This window comes from Phaeodactylibacter xiamenensis (assembly GCF_000759025.1).
Classification (GTDB): Bacteria; Bacteroidota; Bacteroidia; order Chitinophagales; family Saprospiraceae; genus Phaeodactylibacter; species Phaeodactylibacter xiamenensis.
In genome coordinates this window covers 224929-246449 of record NZ_JPOS01000083.1, presented here as the reverse complement: position 1 = coordinate 246449, position 21521 = coordinate 224929, and the positions used below count along the sequence as shown (strand labels likewise).

Annotated in this window: 10 protein-coding genes; 9 read left to right on the top strand and 1 reads right to left on the bottom strand. The window is 52.5% G+C overall.

The features are described from left to right. Positions 1 to 5: 5 nt before the first annotated feature. From IX84_RS23870 to IX84_RS23830, 9 genes are all read left to right on the top strand, one after another. Positions 6 to 2951, top strand: coding sequence for a caspase family protein (locus IX84_RS23870; RefSeq protein ID WP_044226780.1), 2946 nt, complete (start codon positions 6 to 8; stop codon positions 2949 to 2951). 11 nt (positions 2952 to 2962) lie between these two features. Continuing rightward, a complete protein-coding gene (locus IX84_RS33610) occupies positions 2963 to 3778 on the top strand; it encodes a gasdermin (RefSeq protein ID WP_044226777.1) in 816 nt (271 codons plus the stop codon). A gap of 7 nt (positions 3779 to 3785) precedes the next feature. Next, positions 3786 to 5714 (top strand): CHAT domain-containing protein, encoded by a 1929-nt coding sequence (locus tag IX84_RS23860; protein WP_044226774.1) that lies wholly within the window; start codon positions 3786 to 3788, stop codon positions 5712 to 5714. A 71-nt stretch (positions 5715 to 5785) separates the two neighbouring features. After that, positions 5786 to 6718, top strand: a complete 933-nt coding sequence (locus IX84_RS23855) for an AAA family ATPase (protein ID WP_044227264.1) — start codon at positions 5786 to 5788, stop codon at positions 6716 to 6718. Further along, the gene (locus IX84_RS23850; RefSeq protein WP_044226771.1) at positions 6718 to 7836 is read left to right on the top strand and encodes a hypothetical protein; all 1119 of its coding nucleotides are present in this window, start codon (positions 6718 to 6720) and stop codon (positions 7834 to 7836) included. The genes IX84_RS23855 and IX84_RS23850 overlap by 1 nt, the downstream gene beginning before the upstream one ends. Next, complete coding sequence (locus IX84_RS23845; protein ID WP_044226768.1) at positions 7836 to 10967, top strand: caspase family protein; 3132 nt, start codon at positions 7836 to 7838, stop codon at positions 10965 to 10967. The genes IX84_RS23850 and IX84_RS23845 overlap by 1 nt, the downstream gene beginning before the upstream one ends. A gap of 172 nt (positions 10968 to 11139) precedes the next feature. Beyond that, positions 11140 to 12282 (top strand): hypothetical protein, encoded by a 1143-nt coding sequence (locus IX84_RS23840; RefSeq protein ID WP_044226764.1) that lies wholly within the window; start codon positions 11140 to 11142, stop codon positions 12280 to 12282. 259 nt (positions 12283 to 12541) lie between these two features. After that, positions 12542 to 12808, top strand: a complete 267-nt coding sequence (locus IX84_RS23835) for an RNA recognition motif domain-containing protein (protein ID WP_044226761.1) — start codon at positions 12542 to 12544, stop codon at positions 12806 to 12808. A 321-nt stretch (positions 12809 to 13129) separates the two neighbouring features. After that, positions 13130 to 13447 (top strand): RNA recognition motif domain-containing protein, encoded by a 318-nt coding sequence (locus IX84_RS23830; RefSeq protein WP_044226758.1) that lies wholly within the window; start codon positions 13130 to 13132, stop codon positions 13445 to 13447. 624 nt (positions 13448 to 14071) lie between these two features. Here IX84_RS23830 and IX84_RS32640 read toward each other — a convergent pair. Next, the gene (locus IX84_RS32640; RefSeq protein ID WP_044226754.1) at positions 14072 to 21424 is read right to left on the bottom strand and encodes an HYR domain-containing protein; all 7353 of its coding nucleotides are present in this window, start codon (positions 21422 to 21424) and stop codon (positions 14072 to 14074) included. Positions 21425 to 21521: the final 97 nt, after the last annotated feature.

Below are 21521 nucleotides of genomic sequence, written 5' to 3'. Positions count from 1 at the left end.
ATGAAATGGCAAACACTACAAAGCTGTGGGCGTTACTGATCGGTATTAATGATTATCCGACCAGCCCATTATCCGGCTGTGTTCCGGACGCCCGGGCCCTTCAATCCTACCTGGAGAGCGACCCCCGACTCGATACCAACGGAAGCCTTAAAGTACTATTCGATAAAGCCGCCACCAAAGCTGCTATAGCTGATGGTATTCTAAACCATTTAAGCCAGGCTGGGCCCGACGATGTTGCCCTGCTCTACTTTTCCGGGCATGGCGCCCAGGAAAAAGCCGATACCAGTATTTGGACGGAAGAGCGGGATGGCTGCCTGGAATCGATTGCCTGCTATGCGCCTCCCGGGGCACCTTTGTCACTGATGGCGGACAAGGAACTGCGCTACCTGCTTAACCAGGCTTTTTACCGGTCCGGATCGGACTCGCCTCACCTGCTAACCATTTTTGACTGTTGCCATTCGGGAGATAATGTCCGGTCTTTGGGGTTGGACGAGGAGGACGTTCGGGAGCGGCGCTTTACACACGTATTCCCACAGCGGGATTGGAGCGATTTCCTCTTTGCGAATGCTTTTCAGCCGGATCAGCTATCTGGTCCCGGATTGGGTGCACTGCTGCCCAGCCCGCCGATGGTACAACTAGCTGCTGCGAGGGACGATCAGGCGGCTCTAGAAGTTGGAGGGCGTGGCGTTTTCACTTCTTACCTGATTCAGGTGCTGGAGCAGACGGGCGGTGCTATCGATTACACCACCCTGCATCAGCTCTTATCCAACTACATCCGATTTAAACATGCGCAAAACCCACAGATACTAACCCTGGGCGCCGGCATGGATCTTGTCTACCGGGGCTTTCTTAACCAAAAAGTAGATCCGGAAGGGAAACGCTATGGCCGGGCTAACTACAGCACGACCGAAGGCTGGCTCCTAAATATGGGTATGATGCATGGTTTGACAGACGGAGCAGATGCCCGGCTACATTTAAAAGATGGCACGTCGTTAGATTGTAAGATCGGTGAAGCTATGGATGTAAGTAGCACCCTGGATATCGATTTTGAGCAGCGCAGTGTGTTGGATAAAAAGAAAAGCTATCAGGTGTCGGTGGCGTCGATGCAAAACTATCCCATCCATATATTCATAGAGGATACGATGGGAGAAGAACAGCTGCGAAAGCGAGCCATCACTGCACTTAAAGCCCTGCCTGACCCGGTCCTGGTTACTTCATCCGAGGTAAATGCGGACTTTGTGGTGCACTTCAGGGATGGTTTGGCTTACATCACCCGCAAGTTTGACCCCTACCGGCCGGTATTTGGGGAGGTTTTCTCTTTTGATTCGCTGGAAGAAGATGTTATCCTGGAGAGGCTGATCGGGCAGGTACAAATGGCGGCCCGCTGGACTTTTGCGTACAGCCTTCACAACCCAAAGCTCAAAGTACTGGACCGGCCGCCAATCGGAGTGGAGGTTCTTCAGGAAAAAGCCGGCGGTTGGTCCGTCATACAGGCTAAGGGAGAGGACTTTACCATCGATGCATTTGAAGAAAATAAAAGCAACGGGAAGCTACAGGCCCGGATTAAAGTCAAGCTAACGAATCAATTCGACCGTCCCCTATACTTTTGCCTGCTCATCCTAAGCGATCAGTGCAAGAGTAACCTTTCGGTAGACCGCAAATACACCCCCGGGCTCGTGGAACAACCGGTCACCCGTCTGGAGCCCGGCCAAAGCATGTGGCTGTTCGGACACAGGAGCGGTATCATCCCTTACACGATAGGGGAGGAAGAACAGTTTCAGAACCGCCCTTACGGACAAGGCTGGTTTAAGCTAATCGTGAGTACAGAATCAGAGATTGCCTATGATCACCTAATCGTGCCCCGCAGCCGGATGATGCCAGACCTCGGTGGTGAGCCCGTGAAGGACTGGACGACTCAACGCATCGGGATCCGCTTGCAGAATCCCAATTACAATACCGTAAGAGAGGAAGCCCTGAAATCCTGGCTGGCAGACCCGGAGCGCGCGCCTCTGGCAGCCGGGCTCTACCTGGATACTGATGCCCTGGAATCCAAGCTGGTGCTAAAACCTGAAATACAGCTCATCACAGCCGGTCAGGAACGTACGCGCAGCAAAAGCCTGTTTTGGAATACCCTGTTGGGCGCTGCCAATTCCTGGGCCCGGTATCAGCGCAGCCGCAATTTCAAGCGCCGGCTCCGTAAGTACTACCACCGCCCGCTTATCGTCTCAGAAGGGGATTCCTGGTTTCAGCACCCGACCATTATGGAAATTATCGACCATCTGAGCCTGAGCTATAATATATTTAGCCGGGGCGCTGCCGGTGACGAAATGCGTAATTATTTAATGTCAGGCGAATATCTCGATGCCTTCAAAGACCTGCAGGATATTGTGGAAGAAGTGGCAAATATATTGGGAGAAAAACCAAAAGCACCCACTTTTTTCCTCATCAGCGGCGGCGGCAATGATATTCTGGGCGATCAGTTTAAAGACTTTTTGCTACCTTTCGCAGAAGTAGCCACAGCGCCTCCGGGTGAACAGCCGGAACGCTTCCTGAACCAACGCCTTCAGGATGAGCTTGATGCCATCATGGCGCTCTACCGGCAGGTGTTTCAACGGTTGAAAGTCGAACAGCCGGAGGTCAGAATCATAACCCACGGGTACGATTATGTCATTCCTAAGGGGGTAAATGAAGAAGGCATGAGCTGGCTCGGCAAGCCGATGACGGCACAAGGTATTATTATACCGGAAGACCGACAGGCCATCGTTCGCTACCTTATCGACACCTTCAATAAACGGCTGATGGAGGTTGGAAGTGCTTTTGAGCAGGTCACGCACGTAGACCTTCGCGGTGCGGTCAAACCTTATCAATGGGCCGATGAGATCCACCCGGACCAGGAAGGCTATCAGAATGTAGCATTGCGCTTTAGCGCGGTAATCGATCAACTTTTGTAAAAAACTAAATCATGGGCTTTTTCAGAATTTGCAAAAACGATATCACCGACCTCCTGCGGGATACTTTTAATGCTTTTCCCCTTAGAATTCCCGAAACCCGCATGCAGCCACTGGTTGTGATGGGGCAGAAAGGCAGCAAGATGGACTACCGGGGAGAATTGCAGTATCTTTTATCCGATGGTCAGCCCATTGAAATTGACATCCGGGAATCCGCTATGGCCAATGCAGCTTTGGACCGTTCGAAGTCCATCAGCCTAAACTTCGGGCTGAAAATCCTGGAAGGGTTCCTTTCCGGGTTTGGCATGTCGCCCGCACCTATTGGTGCCAGCCTGAAAGGGGTTAAAGAGATTAGTTTTAGTTTTACCAATTGCAAGCGGCGGTTTATTGATCCCGCACAACTAGGCAGTGTACTTCGGGGGCGAAATATTGACCTTGGGCATGGCTCACTAGGGGTTTTCAAAGGCGAGGACCCTTACCGCATGTTGCTGGTTTCCGATGCCATTGTCAGCAAAAGCTTCACCATTAATATAGAGAAGACCAACGACAGCGAATTTGATGCTTCGCTGCCCGAGCTGCAGCCCTATCTGGCTGATGTCGACGCTAAGGTCAAAGTCAATACCCAAAGCGGCAAGTCCATCACTTTTGAAGGGGAAGACTATCTGACTTTTGCTTTTTCCTGCCTGCTTTTGGAAATGGATCAGCAAAGCGGTGCACTGGCAATCGGAGAGACTGTTCGCAGTAAAGGCGCCGGCGGACAGGAAGAAGCGACGCCCTACGCCACAATTGATGAGGATGTGTTTGAGCCTGGGATGGTGGAGATTGAATAAGAGTTTTATGTCAGATTCACAACTTATACTTTTTTGCACTGCAAATGATGGGCATTTACCTGCTATTAGCAAGGAGCGTGAGTATATTTATGATGCTACTTTCCGAGCTCAACAGCGCAATATCGTTGAAATAGAGCCCCTTGCCCAGTTTACATTTAAGGTTTTATTTGATCGTTTTCATCACTTGGACAAAGCTGCCCGTATCCGTGTGCTGCACTACTCCGGGCACTCCGGTCGGCACGGGCTGATTTTGCAAGACGCCAGCGGCCAGCCCCAACTGCTGCATAAAGACCGGTTGTCGGCATTTTTGGAAGGGCCCGCTCGTGAGCTGCGCTTGGTATTCCTCAACAGCTGCTACAGCCAGCCGGTTGCCGATCAATTGCTGGATGCCGGAGTGCCTGCTGTACTGGGCACGGGGGAAGAAGTTTCGGATGCGGATGCCGCTAAAATTGCTGGCAAGTTCTACCAGGCATTGGGCAACGGGGCGAGGCTTCGGGAGGCATTTCAAAGCACCCAGGATTTTTTCCAGTCAGAAAAGGATAACGCCAATAGCCTATTTGGGGGGATAGACCTGGGAGGGGCCGCTTTTCCCTGGGCGCTAAAGTCTCAGTCAGTTTCGGATAAGGAATGGCAGTTAGTCCCTGTCAATGTGCAGAATCGCCTGGAAGCAGCCGGGGCGGGCAGCCGGAAGTTACTTTTCGTCCATGCCGATGAAGACCAAGCCGTTTGCTACCGGGAGCGCCTGCTGAATTACCTCGCTGGTCAGAATATCACGGCTTATAACGTTTGGGAAATTGACGAGCTGCGGCTCGATGAGCGGCAGGCTGCGGTAGATGCCGCTGATGCCATCATTTACATCATTACCAGTGCCTTGCGGCGGCATATTGAGGAACGCCTTAGTTGGCTGCCAGATTTCGTGAATCCACAGAAGGGTAAAATTGTCGTAGTCGGAGATGAGAGCTTGGACGCGGGCATACAATTTCTGAAAGAACGGCAGATGCTCAGGGAAGGGGTTTTTGAGAAGCTTGGTGAGACCTACATGACTTTTTCTTTTTTGGAAGCAAACAATAAGCTCATACCGCATATCGAACAAGCATTCGGGCCAGCCTTAACGGAGCAGCTCGGATTATCCGTAAAGAATCTACAACAGATTTTTGAATCTTTTAACTTCGAGGTGCAGTGGGAACAGCTTCGGAACTGGGATGTAAAGACCAATAAATTGTTTTTTATACTGCAGGGCACACCACGCTGCGGACAAGAGTTATTCCTCAAACACCTCATTCGCACCTACACCGGGAAAGACCTGGACCTGCAAAGAGATTTGTTTGAAGTCAAATTGGGCCCGCAGTACTCAGAATATTTCAGCTCCTCCTTTGCCTGGCAGAACATTTACCCGTTTCTGGATCCAGCTGTTCTGAATGGTATACCAGTAGACGCTGCAAAAGCTACGGCTGCCCTGCGGGAGCGCTTGGAAGCGAACCCGGTAGTTATTGTGCTTAACGACCTAATGGACAGCCTGCCGATCAATGCTTTGCAGGATGCTGCTCAGTCGCTTTGGCAGGATTTGTTGGCTATGCCACTGGAGCCGGCTACGGCAAACCCATTGATATTTTGTTTGGTTAGCAAAAGCCTGGACCCCGGACAGGCCAGCAATAGCCCTTTGCCCATTCATCTGCCACCGCCGCCCGCTGGAGCACAGTTCGCTCACCTAGTCTTCCCACCCGTTGAGCCTGTGAAGCCAAGCATTTTGAGGGAGTGGCATCTGAAGCACCGAGGGCAATTTGCCTCAGACCATCCCTTCCGACGCCTGCTTACGGAGCATCAGCAAGCCATCGTCAACCGCCGAGTGCAAGATGCCATCGACCAAAGCTGTTGTTTCCTGCAAGCCCAGGAATTGATCGACGAATTATTTGAACTTAAGCAAAATCAGCTATGACCGGAGAAACCAGCTACAAAAAATACACAGGGGAGGGTTTAAAGTCGGGATCCAAAGCCTGGAGGGCCCGCATGGGAGAGTTACCTGAATCAGAGGCAGCTGAATTCGCCAGCCGGCGCGCCTTGGCTCCGTACCGGCCTAGCCCCAAACTGGTCGCTGCGGTGGAATATGCCCGCATACTGCGCCGGCCGCTGCTGCTGCGGGGTGCCCCGGGTTCCGGAAAGACTCGCCTGGCGGAGGCTGTGGCCTACGAACTGTACGCGGAAGACTGGGAAAGCCACTTTTTCTCCTGGTACATCAAGTCGACTACCAAAGCCCGGGAGGGCCTTTATGAATACGACCACCTGGGGCGGTTGCGCGATATCGAAGCGCGGCGGGGTGGGGGAGATTCCGCTCCTATGCCTCCCAAAACGAAGTACCGCACCTTTGGGCCGATGGGCGAAGCCTTTCAAAGCAGCACGCCTGGCCAACCGGCTGTTCTCCTGATCGACGAAATCGACAAGGCGGATATTGATTTTCCCAACGACCTGCTCCGGGAGCTGGAAGAGCAGCGCTTTGAGATACCAGACACCAAGGAGTCCATCAAGGCTGCCCATCCGCCGATAACGATTGTGACCAGTAATGATGAAAAGGAGCTGCCTAATGCCTTCCTGCGGCGTTGTGTGTTTTTCTACATCGATTTTCCCGGCCCGGAGCTGCTTTTGGAGATTGCCCAGGTGAACGCCCGCCGGCTTGAACTAGAGCACCAAAAGCCCCTGCCAGACGGCTGGCTCGAAAAGGTAGTCGAGCAATTCCAGGGACTCTACCAGCGCATGCAGGCCAATCCCAATACCGAAAAACTGCCATCCACCAGCGAGTTGCTGGATTGGCTGCGGGTACTCTACTATTATTTCCTCACCGGGCAGTCGGCTGCACCGCCGCTGACGGATGGAGAGCTGCCTCATGCTGAGGTCCTGCTCAAGAGCCTTTCCGATTTGCAGTCTAACCGTCAACCCGATGCCTAATGGAAGTTGCTGCTCCTTTTTTGCATACCTTTTTTACCCGGCTCCGAAGCGAGCTGCAACTGCCCCTGGACGGTGCTCAGTACGCCGATTTTCTAATGCTATATGCCGCCGGGCATGGCCAGAGCAGGGAAGGATTACTGGATCTTTGCAAGGCCCTTTGGTTGAGCCGCCCCGCCCTGGCGCCACGGTTTGAGCAGCTTTTCCACGAGTGCTTCCAGCTATCAACGCCGTTACCCGAACCAGGGGTGGTCCCCAAGCCTACCCCTAAACCTGAGCCAATACCCAGCCCCGGGCCCCTGCCCCCTATGCCTCCGCCCGGAGCGGAGCAAAATACTGACCGCCCAGCGCCAAATCTGTCCAGAGCACCCGCCCTTGCCGACATCGAATTGGAATTTGGAGCAGGAGAGGGCAACGGTACGGGTAGTGCTCCGCCCGCTGCCGCTTCTATTCTGGAGACCCCCTTTGTATTTGGAGACCACCTTAGTTTGCCCTTCCGCCCCCGCTACGCCCGGCAACTGTGGCGAAAACTGCGGCAACAACGCTACCGTATGCCTTCCCGTCAGGTCGATGTCGGAGGCACGGTGCGCAAGCTGGCTCAGCAGGGTTTTTTAGCAGACCTGGTTTGGGAGGAGTCGTGGCGCTTCGCGCAGCGGTGGGTCGTGCTATTGGATGTTTGCCCAGGCATGGTACCTTTCCGGCAAATGCGCGAAGCCTGGGTGGATTTGCTTGAACAGCCTGATGCCAACAGCCAGGTTGAGCTGCTGTATTTCTCCAGTGCGCCCGGCCAGCGCGGCGAGCGTTTCCGGCTTTTCCGGCAGGAGGGGCTCACGCAGGGCGTTTACCTTGACACCTTGGCTAAAGCCTGGCCGTTCGGTCAGCAGGTACTGGTATTTAGTGACGGCGGTGGGGCCTCAGCTGGCTACGATAGCCGAAAAACAGCGGCAATGCTGGCTTTTTTGAACGCATTAAAAGCGCTGCAAACCCGGTTGGCCTGGTTTAATCCCCTGCCGGCCGCCCAATGGGAGGGGACAACTGCCGCCCTCTTCGCCCAGGCTGCCCCAATGTTTGAAATTACCGAAACCGGCATGGCTCAGGCTGTGCGCAAAGCGCTGCGCTGATGGCTGCACCTCAATTCCAATCCCCTTCAGCCCAACGCCGCTGGCAGCGCTTTACCCAGCAGCACACTGCCCCGGCCTGGCACTTTTTTGCCGCTCATCTGGCTTTTCCGGTGGCACTGACGCCCCATCTGGCCCAAAAGTTATGGCTTAACTGCCGGCAAGACGAAACGGGGAAACCCCTCGGGTTGCCCCCCTCCGCTGCTGGGCTGCTGCTGAATAGCCCGCTGTTCCAACGCATGAGCTACAGTCAGTACGAGTTATACGAGGGGCTGCGTGACCCCTTACTGTCCTGGCTGGGGCAATCGCCCTACTTCGGCCCGGACCGGTTGATGCGGCTGGCCCGGTTTATGAAAGCTTATTTGCAGCATTGCCCCGCTCAGGTCCCCTCTGCCATTTTTCGCGAAGCTCAGGATTGGAATGCTGATGCCTGGCTGTCGCCCCACCGCGCTGCTGCCCGCATCCTGGATGCCCTTAGCGATACGGTGCTGACCGGTAAGGGGCAGAACCGGGTAGGGCTGATGCTCAGTTGGGCAAAAACCCAGGAAGCGCTGGCGGAAGAGAGTAGGGGACCGGCCCCTACCCTTGCTGTAGTGCGGCAGCTGGCTGAAGGCATCAACCGCCTGCAAGCAGCAGACAAGGCCGGGGCCCGGGCCGCCCTGGAACAAATCCGCCCCTACATCCGGGAAGGTAGGAGTAACCAGGCTGATGCACTAAGGGCGCGGGTGCCGAAGGCTGTGCTTGAACTCCTGCGCCCGGCCGATCCCGAACCCCGGGAAGTAGCAGTTACTCTGGAGCAAGTAGCAATTTACCTAAACTACCTGCCCTGGCACGAGGCACAGGCAGCTGAGCTGCGGGTCGACCGGCAGTTGCAGGAAGCGGGCGTGGTGTGGGCAGAACAGGAAGTGGAAGCCGACTATACCCTGCACTTTACGCAGGCGCATTTCTACTTGAGCCCAAGCCTGAACCCCAATCAGCCCTTAACCGCGGTTTGGCCCATAGCCACCAATCGGCTGAGCGCCAGGGCAGTACTTTGGCAGGTCGCCCGGGTAGAGGAACTACGGCAGCTGCTGGTCGAATCAGAATCGCTCCTCGAATTACGCTTTTTCTACCAAAAACAGGTCCTGCGCATCGAAGAAGGAGTGATTAGGGTGGCTGATTACCAGGAGGAAGAGCCGGAGATTTTTCTCGAAGTGGAAAACTTAGGCCCAACCCAACTCTACTTTATAGTTTGGGTTATTGATCAACGCTTCGGGGTCACAGGCTATACGGCACCGGCTGAAGAAAGCGGCAGGGGCAGCCTCCAGCCCGGGCAGTCCGTGGTGCTCCGGCTCCCCATTGAATTTGAAGCGTATAAAAAGGCATTCAACTGGGGGAATTCAGAAATGCATCTTAAGGTGATGACCGCTGCGGAACCTTTCGATCAGGTTCACCGCCTTGAGGAGCCAATGCCCGCACCCGCTCAGCCAGAGGAAACAGGCAGCGGGACCTGGACTGCTAAAGTAGCTGGAAGTAGTGCTGACAGTAATTCTGCTGTCTGCGCTGCCGACTTCCGGGTGTTGATTGGAAATTTGGATGAGAACCGGCTTTCGGCTAAGCAACTAGTAGCACTATTGCAGGCGCCCTCATTGGAGCCGTTTGGCCGGGCTTTATTTTTTGAAGCCCGTGGGCTGGAGCCTAACTACCGGCTGCGGGAGGCATTTGAAGTCCTGCGGGACATGCCCCCACGAAAAGGGAAGGACTGGATAGACCAGTTGACAGAAGAGGGTAAGTACGACCCGCCATCTTTTCACTGGTTGCGCTTACTCCGTGGTCAGCTTGAAGCTTATGCGGATAAGGGAGCTTTTTTGTCAAATTCTGTCGTCATCGCCTTGGGTGAGACCTGGCTAAATCCGACTGAAGCATCGGAGGGCTTATTGTCAGCGCTGCGACACCAAAGGTCCGTTTTTTGTGCACCTTTGGACGATTGGACAGATGTGCCTGAAACCGCCAAAATACTGCCTGAGGGATTTCCGCTGAATCAAGTCACATTTGTGATCAGTCCTATGGCTCACATCCTCTTTGACCATTTCCCTAATTTCATTAGCAATGCAGTTGATAATCCTATGGTGCGGGTCGAAGAAATGCTGGACACCAGTTTTTTTGACACCCTAAATGCATTGGAACAGCAGTGGCTGATGGGCATTGTCTCTATCCTTGAGCTAGACGAGCGGATACAGGTTTTGATTATCGGGTATGACTACTTACCCTTCACCTCAATAGCTCAGTCTTACTTTCAACAGACTCCCCTAACTAATGAGATAATTGAAGTGGGACAGAAACTGCTGGATTATACCGTCGACGAGGTAAACTTTCGCTTGCATACATTACTACTGGGGCTGGAAGATATTGCCCGTTTTGTGGATATTCGGACTGAGCCTCGAAACCGCTCTGAGATTTACCCCTTGTTAACCCCTGAACAAATTACTGAGTTTAGCCATAGGATTGGGGAGGCAATTGATCGACCCTCCCGTACCGTGAATTACCAAGCTTCCCCATTTTTCTATTGGCAGCAAGTCCTGAAATCCAACAAGTCAGTTTTGTACAGGGAGTTTGCACTACGATTCAAAGGTCACTCCCTTGCAGAAGTTGCACTTCAACAAGTGGAGCAGTTGGAATCACGTGGTACATTTTTAGGAGGTATAGATTTGAGCAATTATCAGCCAAGGGGCAAGAACTACCTTTACATAGTGGCAATTGATCAGTATCTTAATATGCCTCGGCTTTATAATTCTCGCATGGATGCTGAAAAAATCAAAAGGGTTTTGGAGGAAAAGTACCAGTTTGATGCTGATTTTACTCATTGTCATTTCGACGAGGAAGCGACTATAGCCAATATCACTCAGCATCTCCGGAGCTTGGTAGATGTGATCGGTGAGGACGATAACTTCCTGATGTACTTTGCTGGGCACGGCGAGTACGACCGGACTTTGGACGTTGGGTACTGGATTCCCTATGATGCTAAGATCAATCAAGCTGCTTCCTACATATCCTTTGATGTGATCACTAGACTGATCCGTGCCATAAAAAGTAAGCACACTTTTATTATCGCTGATTCTTGTTATTCGGGTAGCATTTTTACCCAAAAACGTTAATGAAATATCTCATCTTATTTATACTTTAGAGGCATTATTACCCTTAATCTTGAAAAGTTGTTAGTCTACTCGTCATAATATTAATCAATGCATATCCTTTTCGAGGAAATCCTAGTAAAAGATCAAGTTATTACAGTAGAAGTTTAATGAATTTCAATTTTTCACAATTGGTATGTCGAATTCTTATAAAGATCGCTTGGAAAGTATGCCATCACGGTGGTTACTCACGGCTGGGCGCAACGAGCCCATTTCTGCTGATGGACGTCCAGGTCAGCATAGCCATTTTGCGCAAGCAGTATTAGCAGTGTTAAAAAACAACCAAGACAAACGCCTGCGGGTGTCCGAATTTTGCAATAGGGTCCTTTATGCAGTAGGGCAAAATGCAAAAGACCAGCTGCCACGTGGCGCAGCTTTGTACGATGTGGGCGACATGGGCGGCGAGTTCATGTTCCGTCTCAAGGACTTCGCTTATGAACCGGTGGAGGAGAAGCGTGGCACAGCGCCGGATGGTGCTACGTCAAGCCGTGGAAGTAGCTTCGATACTCGCAGAGGTTCTGATGATAAACCCGCTCCAAAAAAAGCGAAACCCACCACCCTTAAGGGATTGAAAAAACAACTCAAAGGCTTCCTGGCTGCCGGAGAATTCGAGCGGGTGTTCGATACGCTCAATGACCTGATTTCCGATGATTCTTACCGGGGGACCGATATCATCATGCAGCAGGCCCGCTACAATCGGACTAAACGGGAACAAAATCAGGGCACGATCCGCAGTGAGTCTGCTCAGTTGACCTTCAATCAAATCCAATATGCTATGATTGATTTGGTGGATAGTCTGGAGGAAGAAGACCTGATTCTCGGCAAAGTGCAGGAAGAGCAACCTGTCAATTCAGGTAGTGATGGACAAGTTAATTCCTTGAGTGACTTGGAAAGACAAGGGCTGGAATATCAGGCGGCACTACTACAACGCAAGCTAAACTCCTTTAATGAGGCTTTAATTAAGGTTTTTGATCCATCTATGAAGTTCAACCTCGAAGAGCAAATTAAAGAAACCAGACACCAACTTGAGGAGGTCAGGAGGAAGTTGGGAGAAGCCAGATCTACTACGGAAAGCAGTGAAAGACTTCAAAGCACTGGCGTAGACAACATAGACACCCTCACCTCAAAAGACCAGTTAGACATGCTGGAGCGCCAACTTGTCTATTTTGAAAAATCCCTTTCTGAGCGTGCCGGTGAGGTTCAACTTGCCCGCCTTGAGACCTTGGTGAAGCGTACACGGGAGCGGATTTCTATGATTCAGTCTCGGATTAAAGCTTAAGGACGAGTTTAAGTGTATGTTTGGAAGCAAACATACACTAAGTGGATAAAGGAAAGCTGATGAACTGGGCCTGTCCACTCAAACCGCAGTAAAACAAGGCACTCCCGCTTGGAAAACCGTCCAAAAAGTGTTAAATTAGCAATGAATTAATTAAGCCAAAGGCTGAATTAGTCTGTCTTTTCCTTTCTATTTTATCCTTCCTTAGTTATTTCTATTTTTTTTTGACTTTTCCGCATATGCGGAGGACTAATTTTTTGTTATGAATATTTTTGTTGCGAGACTGAACTACGACACCCGCGAATCTGATTTGCAGTATGCATTTGAAGAATTCGGCGCCGTTGATTCAGCAAAGATCATCATGGACCGCGATACCGGCCGTTCCAAAGGCTTTGGTTTTGTCGAAATGCCAGATGATGAAGAGGCTCGTGCAGCCATTAATGCACTAAACGAACAAGACCTCGACGGTCGCTCTATTGTAGTCAAAGAAGCCGAACCACGAGGCAACCGTGGTGGTGGAAGGTACTAATCATTTGAGGGATTGCCTCAGTGCGCGATATATTCTGTTTTGGAAAGCCCGGGAACTTGCTCAGGACTTTTCTCATTCCTGAAAAGAGCTTCCTAAAGCAGGTTAAAGGGTTTTTTAAAAAAAATTGTGCTGTTTTGTCAACTTTTTTTTGGAAAAACGAGCATCATAACAAAATATATTGCACCTTTGTGACGGAATTAATTAAGTAAACAGATCTAGTGTTCAGGTATTCTTCCGCTCTACTTTATCCTTTCCTTAGTTTTTTTCATTTTTCACCTTATTTTTAGTTTGCTGTGCCAGTCACAGTACCAATTTTGTTTTATGAATATTTTTGTTGCTAAGCTCAACTACGACACGCAGGAGTCTGACCTGCAGTACGCATTCGAAGAATTCGGCGCTGTCGATTCTGCCAAGATCATCATGGACCGCGACACAGGCCGTTCTAAAGGCTTTGGTTTTGTAGAAATGCCAAATGACGATGAAGCCCGTGAAGCAATCCGCCAACTGAACGATCAGGAGCTGGATGGTCGTACCATTGTTGTTAAAGAAGCTGAACCACGCGAAAACCGTCGCGGCGGTGGCGGTGGTGGTTATAACCGCGGCGGTGGCGGCGGCTACAACCGTGGAGGAAGATATTAATCGATTGAGGCTTTGCCTCACCGTATGATATATTCTGCTTTGAAAAGCCCTGAGTAACCACCCTCAGGGCTTTTCTTATGCCCGGTAGTGACTTTCCTGCCTCAATAGAATACATTCTCTAGATATCCTGCTGCTTTTATTATTCTTTAAAGCACTAAAACACTGAAGTTTTCTTAGTTGCAAAAGCATGGTTAGGGCGTTGTCTGCCCCAGTATCAGCCTAGCCAATAAGGAGCCTGACTACGCTTGAACAGTAAGTAAACAGTGCATGGCATGCGCGGATGGGATGGCTGTTTAGGAAATAACTCCTTCTCTGCAATGAATACTGGCAAGAGATCAAAATACGACACGACTGCTAAAGTAGTCCCTCTATATCGATGGACCGTCCCCCCGCCCGGCGGTTAAGCTTATTGCAATTGGTAAGGGACTTAGGGGCAGAAAACTCTGGCGAGTAGTAATTCGATCTAATCACAATTGGTAACTAAGTTTCAATTCTGTACAGAGACGTAAGAGCGTAGAATAAAACCAGAAAGGCCGGGCGCCCTTTCGGATGCCCGGCCTCCCGGTCTGCCCACTGCGGGCGCCGCCTAAGCAGCGCCCGCCGGGCTATATCTCAAAGAGATGGTTACTTGACGATGACCATCTTCTTCGTTGCTGTGTAGTCACCAGTCTCAACAGTGTAAGACACTACGCCGGTCGCCGCAAGCTCAGAAGACTTAACCGTGATGTGGTTGTAGCCCTTAGAGCCGTCCTGGCGGTACAGCTTCAGTACCTTGCCTGTTACGTCGCTGATGGTGATTGTTACCTGTGCTGCCTCTTGCAGGTTGAAGCCGATCACAGTCTCGCCCTTGAATGGGTTTGGCTGGTTCTGGTACAGCTCGAACCTGTCCGCCGAAGCTGTAGCGGAGGCGGAGCCAAACTCGATCGCTACGTCCTGGAAGCTGCCGTCTTTGCCGTAAGCTTCTGCCTTCGTAACTGCTGAGCTTACGCCCAGTACTTCGCTCAGCATCACGTCGCTGTTTGCGCGCAATACCAGGGTGAACAGCTCTGCATCAGATGCTTCGCCGTTCCAGCTTGTCGTGATCATGCCTTCGCCCAGGTAAGTCAGGCCGAAGTTGTCTTCAGTCGCTACACCGCTCACGATGTCTACCAGCTCTACGCCGTTGCTCAGCGTCAGCGTCGCCTGGTAGCCCTCGATGCGTGCAAGGTCAGCAGCTGTGAAGCTTACGCGGTACTCATTGCCCGCCTTCAGCTCCTGCTCTGCTGTCTGCAGCGCGAATGTGCCTTCGTAGCTGCGCTCGTCAACCACTGCAAAGCTGTTCGCCGTAGCATCGCCGTTCACATCACCGATCTTAACTGCTACGAAGTCCGCGCCGTTAATGCCTGTGGATGGAAGGTCGTTGATGTTGATCACTTCCGGGAACTGCTCTGCCCATGGGTTAGATGGGTCTGGGAAGACGTAAGCCGTCTCCACAAAGCGCCAGCTCGTGTTGTTAGCAAACTCTGTATCGATAGACAGGATCAGCTTGCGCAGCTGGATCAGGTCCAGAGTAGTGATAGAGCCAGAGTTGTTAACGTCCGCTGCGATACGCTGGTATGGCGTGCTCAGCGGGCCAACGCCCAGGATGTGCTTGCTGATCAGTACCAGGTCGAACGTAGACACACCGTTGAGGTAGTCGCCGTCGCGCTGTGGCGTGATCGTGTAGTCAAGGCCTGATGTCAGGTTCGTGAATACGTAAGCGCCGTCGTTCTGAGTCGTCATCGCTGTAGAAGCCTGGCCGGAAAGGCTGACCTGTACATCTTCTACCGGCTCGTTGTCCTCGGTATTGACTGCACCGGCTGCCATTGGTGCTGCTGCACCGCATACGCCCATGTTGTCCTGTACCAGGATGTAAGTCTCGCAGAAGTCGCTGTTGCCAGCTGCGTCGTACGCCCAGATCTCGATCACCAGCGTGCCTTCGTCGTCGCAAGTCAGCACAAGGCCGGCCTGGTCAGGGTCGTTAGGCTCGCCTACACGGTTGATAGAGTACTTGATCGGCTCAGAGCAGTCAGTGATCGGAGAAGCGATGAAGTCGCTCGCCCAGATCTCAGCCATGCCTGCACCCGGGTCCGGCAGGTTGTCGCCGTCCTCGTCTACTGGCATCAGCTCGATCGCAATGCCGTTGATGCAAATTGGCGCTGGCGCCTTGCAGTCGATGATGTCGAATGGCAGGATCGCAAGGTCTGAGTTGCCACAGCCGTCCAGTACATGCACTTCGAACGCGTGGCTGCCGATTGGCAGGTCGTTCACTGTGATCGTGTAGTCTGGGTAAGAACCAGATACCACGCCTGTCAGCTCCACAAGGTCGCCGCTCAGGAATGGGTCAAGGAACACCTTGATCGTCAGGCCGTCTGGCGTACAGTCCTCATCGATGCTGAACGGATAAGTCACGTTCGCATCACAGTTCACGTTGTCCAGTGAGCAGAATGCGTCTGCCTGCGTGAAGCTGATCTCAGGAGCCGTGTCGTCGTATACCTTGATGATCTGAGTGTACTGGTAGTAGCCAGTCTCATCGTAGTCAAAGTCGTAGTAGTCGTTTGACGTACCACAGAAGTTGATGCCTGGAACGTTGTTGTCAGGCGACTCGTCTGTGTCCTCATCGAAGTAGATTTTGCCGTTCGGGCGCGCAAGCAGCCAAATGCATTCATCACCTGGCGTGCCGTTACAGTCTTCGTCGCGGCCCACGATGTAGGGGTCGCTCTCGCCGTCATACTGGCACCAGTTGATCACCTTCCACGTACGGAAGATCTTGTAGCACTCGTCGCCGGATGCAGAGAACTGCTCGTCGTTGCTTGTCACTGCAAGCAGGTCGCAGCCAAGCTCGTTGTAGATTACACTATCTGGTTCTGCTACTCCACAGTCCGCCTCAGCGTCTTTCGGGAACTTGATCTCGTAGTTGTGCACCTCATTGATCGTGATCACCTGCACACAGCTGTTCGTGCTGCTCAGGCCGTTCACGTCAGTGACGCGGAAGATACGAGTGATGGAGCCGTAGCCGCACTCCAGGTCAGCGTTCGATGCTACCTGCTGTACAGATGCTACGCCGCAGTTGTCTGCGCCCGTCGCCATGCCGAACAGGTCTTCCAGCTGGCCTGCGTCAGATGCGTCGAAGCCGTATGGCAGGTCGTCGCAATCCACAACTACGTTGTCTGGCGCGTCACAGAATGGGTTGATCTTGTCCTCTGGCGTAACGCTCAGCCAGCAGGAGTTCTGGTTGCCGTACTGGTCGGTCACAACCAGTGTGATATCAGATGTAACGCCTACGTCACAGCAGAAGAAGTCGACGAAATCGCCGGTTACGCTGTTCTGCGTGCCGCAAGTGTAAGTGACCGGGTTGAAGTTGTTGCGGAAGATCGCGATAGATACATCACCGCAGTTGTCCCATGAGCCTTCGTCCACGTCAGATGCGAACACCCGTGCAAGCGCTGGCTGGCCTGGCACGATGTTGCCGCCGCCGATGCTTACGTTCAGCTGGTCGTCGCATACTGCCACTGGCTCGATCTGGTCGATCACGGAGAATGGGCAGTACAGCTCCGTCTCATTGCCACAGTCGTCTTCTGCCACATAGCGGAAGAAGTGGTCGCCGAATGGGATAGAGGATACGAAACGGTTCGCGCCAGGCTGGATTGTGCGCACCACTACGGTGTCGATCACAAACTGTCCGGTTGGCAGGCCGTACTGGTTGATCACCTCTTCCTCTGTTGTCGTCACGATCTCAGTGTATACCGTTACGTTGGAGCAGTTGTCGCTCACGCCTGGCATTGGCACCTCGAAAGATGCACCACAAGAGAATGGGCTTGTAGAGTAAGCAATTGGTGTGTCTGAAGGGCAGGTTACCGTAGGAGCAGTGTAGTCGCCAACTTTGATCAGCTGGTCGATGATCACTGTGCTGCCTGGGTCGCACCAGTCAAATACGGTCCACTCACGGCGGAACTTGAAGCGGCCTTCGCACTCGTCTACTGTTGGCAGGTCTTCGTAAGAAGCGCCGATGTTGCAGTAATTCGGAGCAATGTCAAAGATGCCGAACGCTGTGAAGATGAACGGATAGCCCGTCAGCTCTGGAGCCGGGTTGCCGTTCGCCAGCGTTGGGAAGTCCTCGTCGCACTCTACCACTACCGTGATCGGCGGGTTCGTCACGTCAGCAAGCGTTGGCTTGCGGAAAGTGATCTGCTGCTGGCACTCGTCTGTCAGGCCCTGGTCGTCAGTAGCCGTGAAGGAGCGCGTGATTACTACGTCGCCGCAGTCGCCGGAAGCTGTGAAGCTGTCCGTCGCTGTGATGCCTACGTTGTTGTCGCAGTTGTCCGTCGCACTTGGCGCGCCTACCCACTGGTAAGTACCGCTGATGAATGCAGTCTCCTGTGCTACAGAACCTGCGTCGCCGCCGTAGATCTGGCCGAAGTCATTGCAGAACAATGGCAGTACCAGCTGCTCGGTAGTCGATGGCAGGGCAGAGAACGTCGTGTCAAACTGGGTCGTCCAGTCTGGCAGTGTCGTCTGCGTGAAGTTCCACGAGCCTACAAGGCCGTTGCCGTCGCTGAAGATCGTGTGCGTGTAAGGGCCTACCTGCTCCGCATCTACTGAAGATACCAGTACAGTGTAAGTCTCGTATGGGCGCAGTGGCAGCGTCATACGGATTGTCGGGTTGATACCGCCGCCCACAGGGCCGAGGTTCGCGCTGTTCAGGTCCGCTGTTGACGCCGTGAGGATATTCTCACATGGGCTGTCAGGGTTGAAGCCGCCCTGGAATACCGCTGTCGCTGCTCCGCCGTTCCAGCCGGCTGGCGCAGTCAGGTAAATTGTATATACATCCTCTTCACTAACCTGGAATTCGATCAGGTCGTAGTACTGTGGGCCCGCCAGTGGCGTGGTTATAGGGCCGAAGATGTTAAACAGGTAGTCGAGGAAGCAAGAGTAGTCCGCCAGCTCGATCTGTGGGTCAGACGCTGTCAGCTCGCCGTCGATCGTTTGTACAGGCACACTGACAGTCGCTACGTCTGTGTCGTCCGGGCACTCGATAACTGGTGCCGTCTTGTCTTCGCCGGTAACATAGCCCCAGCATGGCTCGAAGCCTGCTGCGTCTGGTGTCAATGGAGAGAAGACGAAGTTGTCGACTGTTGCAACGCCTGGGCCTAAGGTACAATCTACAGATGCAACTCCAATAGCCAGTACGTCACCAGCTGCAACGTCTACGTTTACAGTACCCGCTGCATTAACACTGTTGATCGTATTTACTAAGACTGTTACATTGCCATTAGCATCAACGAGTGCGATGAACGCATCCCAGCCAGAACCGAATATATCGAGGCTAGTGTAATCGTAGTCAAAAGTGACATTTCCATCATTAGGCATTGCAATGGCAATAGATGCCTCGGCACCCGTTCCGAAACAGCCAATTCCATCAGGGCCGTCAAAGTCAACAGAAGCGCCATTAGCAGCAAAGGATACAGAACCATTATTCTGCTGAAGGATGCTCCAGTTACCCGGTGCAAAATCACCAGTAAAGCCAACCACAGGCTGAGCAGTTGTTGCAAAGTCAATTTCATAGATGAACTGGCCGTGGCCGTCCAGGATATTGCCGTTCGCAGGGTTGTCGTCGTTTACGATGTTGACCGCAAAGTCAGACTCCTCGAAGCAGCCGAAGTTGCCTTCCAGTACCATATCCGCAGTGATTACGCGTGAGCAGTTGTCGTCAAGCGTAACGTTGATGTTATCGTTGCAAGCCAGATTCTCCTGTGGTGCAGGCGCCTGAGTTACGTTGATAGCGAAGGACTCCGTGCGGCTGTTGCCAGCTGCATCAGTCGCTGTAATTGTGATCGTGTGCACGCCAAGGCCGCCCATGAATACATAGCCGCCTGGTACTGCAGTAACAGAACCTGTACCTGCAGAAACAGATACAGTTGGGTCAAGGTCGCCATCGCAGTTGTCAATCGCTGTGATCTGGAAAACCTGAGAAGCTACTGCGTTCTCAGCACATGGGTCCAGTGCAATATTGATGTTCTGTGATGGGTAGATGATGATCGGAGCAGAGTTGTCAGGCTGGTCTGTTACCGTGAAGGTAGCAGTGCCTTCTGATAGTGCACCGTTGCTATCTTCAAATGTAGCAACCAGTGTGTAAGAGCCCGCTGGGATACCAGCAAGGTTCCATACGTAAAGGCCATTTGCCTCATCAGAAGCGGCTGCGTCAACTGCAGGTGCAGCACCGCCGTTCAGTGTGAAGGTAGCACCGCTAAGGTCTGCATCACAGTCGTCTGTGATCTGTACCTGGAAGCTCAGGTCTGCTCCATCAGCACACAGTGGCTCAAGGAATGCAAGGTTGCCGGGCATCGTGACCGTTGCAGGCTGGTTCGCATCCTGGATAACAGAAACCGCGTGGTCTACAGTTACGCCCTGGTAGCTTACTGAGATGAGGTAATCACCTGGCTCAAGGTTGCCGGTAGCCTCGAAGTATACATAGTCTTCCTGTGGCAGGAAGTAGCTGATCGCTACATCTGCACCACTAACGGTCAGGTCCGCAGGATTGAAGTTGAATACTGTCAGGTCACAGTCATATACGTTGCCAGAGAACACAACCTCTGCGTTGTCCTCACAAGCTGGTACGTTGAACTGGCCATTGCCTGATACGTCTACAATTGGAGCCGGGCTTGCTGCCTGCGTCACTTCGATATCGAAGCTGTAGGAAGCAGTATTGCCAGAATCGTCAGTAGAAGTGTAAGATACCGTGTAAGTACCTGCTGTCAGCGTGCTGCCGGAAGATGGGCCAGCTGTCTGTACCAGATCTGGTGTAATATCACAGTCATCAACTGTAGATACTGTCCAGTTTACAGGCACGCCTTCATCCTGGCAAGCCGGGATTTGAACCTGCATGTCGCCAGGGCCGTAAATCTCAGGGATACGCACATCCAGTACTTCGATAGTGTAAGTCAGGGTCGTGTTGTTGCCATTCTCATCGGTTGCGCTAAGCGTAACAACGTTCGTGCCCACTGCAGCGAAGATATTCACAGCGTAAGCCGCGTCTACTGCATCCTGAGTTACTGAAGCTGTTGGGAATACGCCAAGGTTGTTATTGGTCACACTCGCTGTGAAGTCAATATCAGATGGCCCACCGCAGTTGTCGAATGGGAACACAGACCAAAGCAGCTGTACGCCACACTCGCCCTCTGGCGGAGTGTAAGTAAGTACCGCGCCTGAGCCCAGGTCAACACCACCGGCTGCAGTCACGTCCATACCTGGTGCCTGGCTGTCGGATGGCGTCAGCGTCTGAGTTGCTGAAACAGAAGAAACACAGCCCGTCTGGTCTGTGTTAAACTGGCAGCCGCCTGCTGAAGACAAGGAGAGGTTCACCGTGTAAGTCGTACCGCCCACTGCTGCGTTGAGGCCACCGAAAACAATTCCAAAGCCTGCTGGCACGTTGAAGAAAGTGGTCCCGCCTACAGAGATATTGTAGGAAGCGCCACAATCATCATTCACCGTAACAGTGAAGCTGCCGGAGAACTCGTCGCCCGGGCAAACTGGGTTGTTCACGTTGGTGATAGAAATCGTTGGCTGGCGGTCCTGAATGTCCGCGCCATCGATTTGGCCAGTTGCAGATGAAACATTGGAAGCTGCACAGTTCGCAGTAATTGCGTAGTTGTAAGTCGTGCCTGGTGTCAGGGTACCTGCAACAATAGTCAGCTCAGTAGAAGTCATGTTGACAAAGTCGACAACCGGCTGATTGCCATTCTCGATGTCAACGGTGTAAGATTGTACCAGGCCGCTTGGGTCCGTAATGTCCCAGTCCAGTACAACGACTCCATCACAGTTGTAGCTCACGTCTACGTTCGATGGTGTTGGACAATCCTGTGCAAAAGCCTGTGGAAGGCCCAGGAAAGTCAACAGCGCGAACGCAAATGCGCCTGCCAGCCGCGACGGAGAAACGAAAGTAAACTTCGTTTTTTCCATAAGATCACGATTTGTTTGAAAAAAATTAGGTCGTTAATAATTACATGCCAAGCTGTCTGAAATAGAAAAGGATCAAGAACAGGTCGTTATAAAGCAA

Bases quoted from the DNA above. Each gene is read 5' to 3' on its own strand.
- IX84_RS23830 (WP_044226758.1), top strand. From the start codon at position 13,130: ATGAATATTTTTGTTGCTAAGCTCAACTACGACACGCAGGAGTCTGAC.
- IX84_RS23870 (WP_044226780.1), top strand. From the start codon at position 6: ATGGCAAACACTACAAAGCTGTGGGCGTTACTGATCGGTATTAATGAT.
- IX84_RS23845 (WP_044226768.1), top strand. From the start codon at position 7,836: ATGGCTGCACCTCAATTCCAATCCCCTTCAGCCCAACGCCGCTGGCAG.
- IX84_RS32640 (WP_044226754.1), bottom strand. From the start codon at position 21,424: ATGGAAAAAACGAAGTTTACTTTCGTTTCTCCGTCGCGGCTGGCAGGC.
- IX84_RS23835 (WP_044226761.1), top strand. From the start codon at position 12,542: ATGAATATTTTTGTTGCGAGACTGAACTACGACACCCGCGAATCTGAT.
- IX84_RS23855 (WP_044227264.1), top strand. From the start codon at position 5,786: ATGGGAGAGTTACCTGAATCAGAGGCAGCTGAATTCGCCAGCCGGCGC.
- IX84_RS23850 (WP_044226771.1), top strand. From the start codon at position 6,718: ATGGAAGTTGCTGCTCCTTTTTTGCATACCTTTTTTACCCGGCTCCGA.
- IX84_RS23840 (WP_044226764.1), top strand. From the start codon at position 11,140: ATGTCGAATTCTTATAAAGATCGCTTGGAAAGTATGCCATCACGGTGG.
- IX84_RS33610 (WP_044226777.1), top strand. From the start codon at position 2,963: ATGGGCTTTTTCAGAATTTGCAAAAACGATATCACCGACCTCCTGCGG.
- IX84_RS23860 (WP_044226774.1), top strand. From the start codon at position 3,786: ATGTCAGATTCACAACTTATACTTTTTTGCACTGCAAATGATGGGCAT.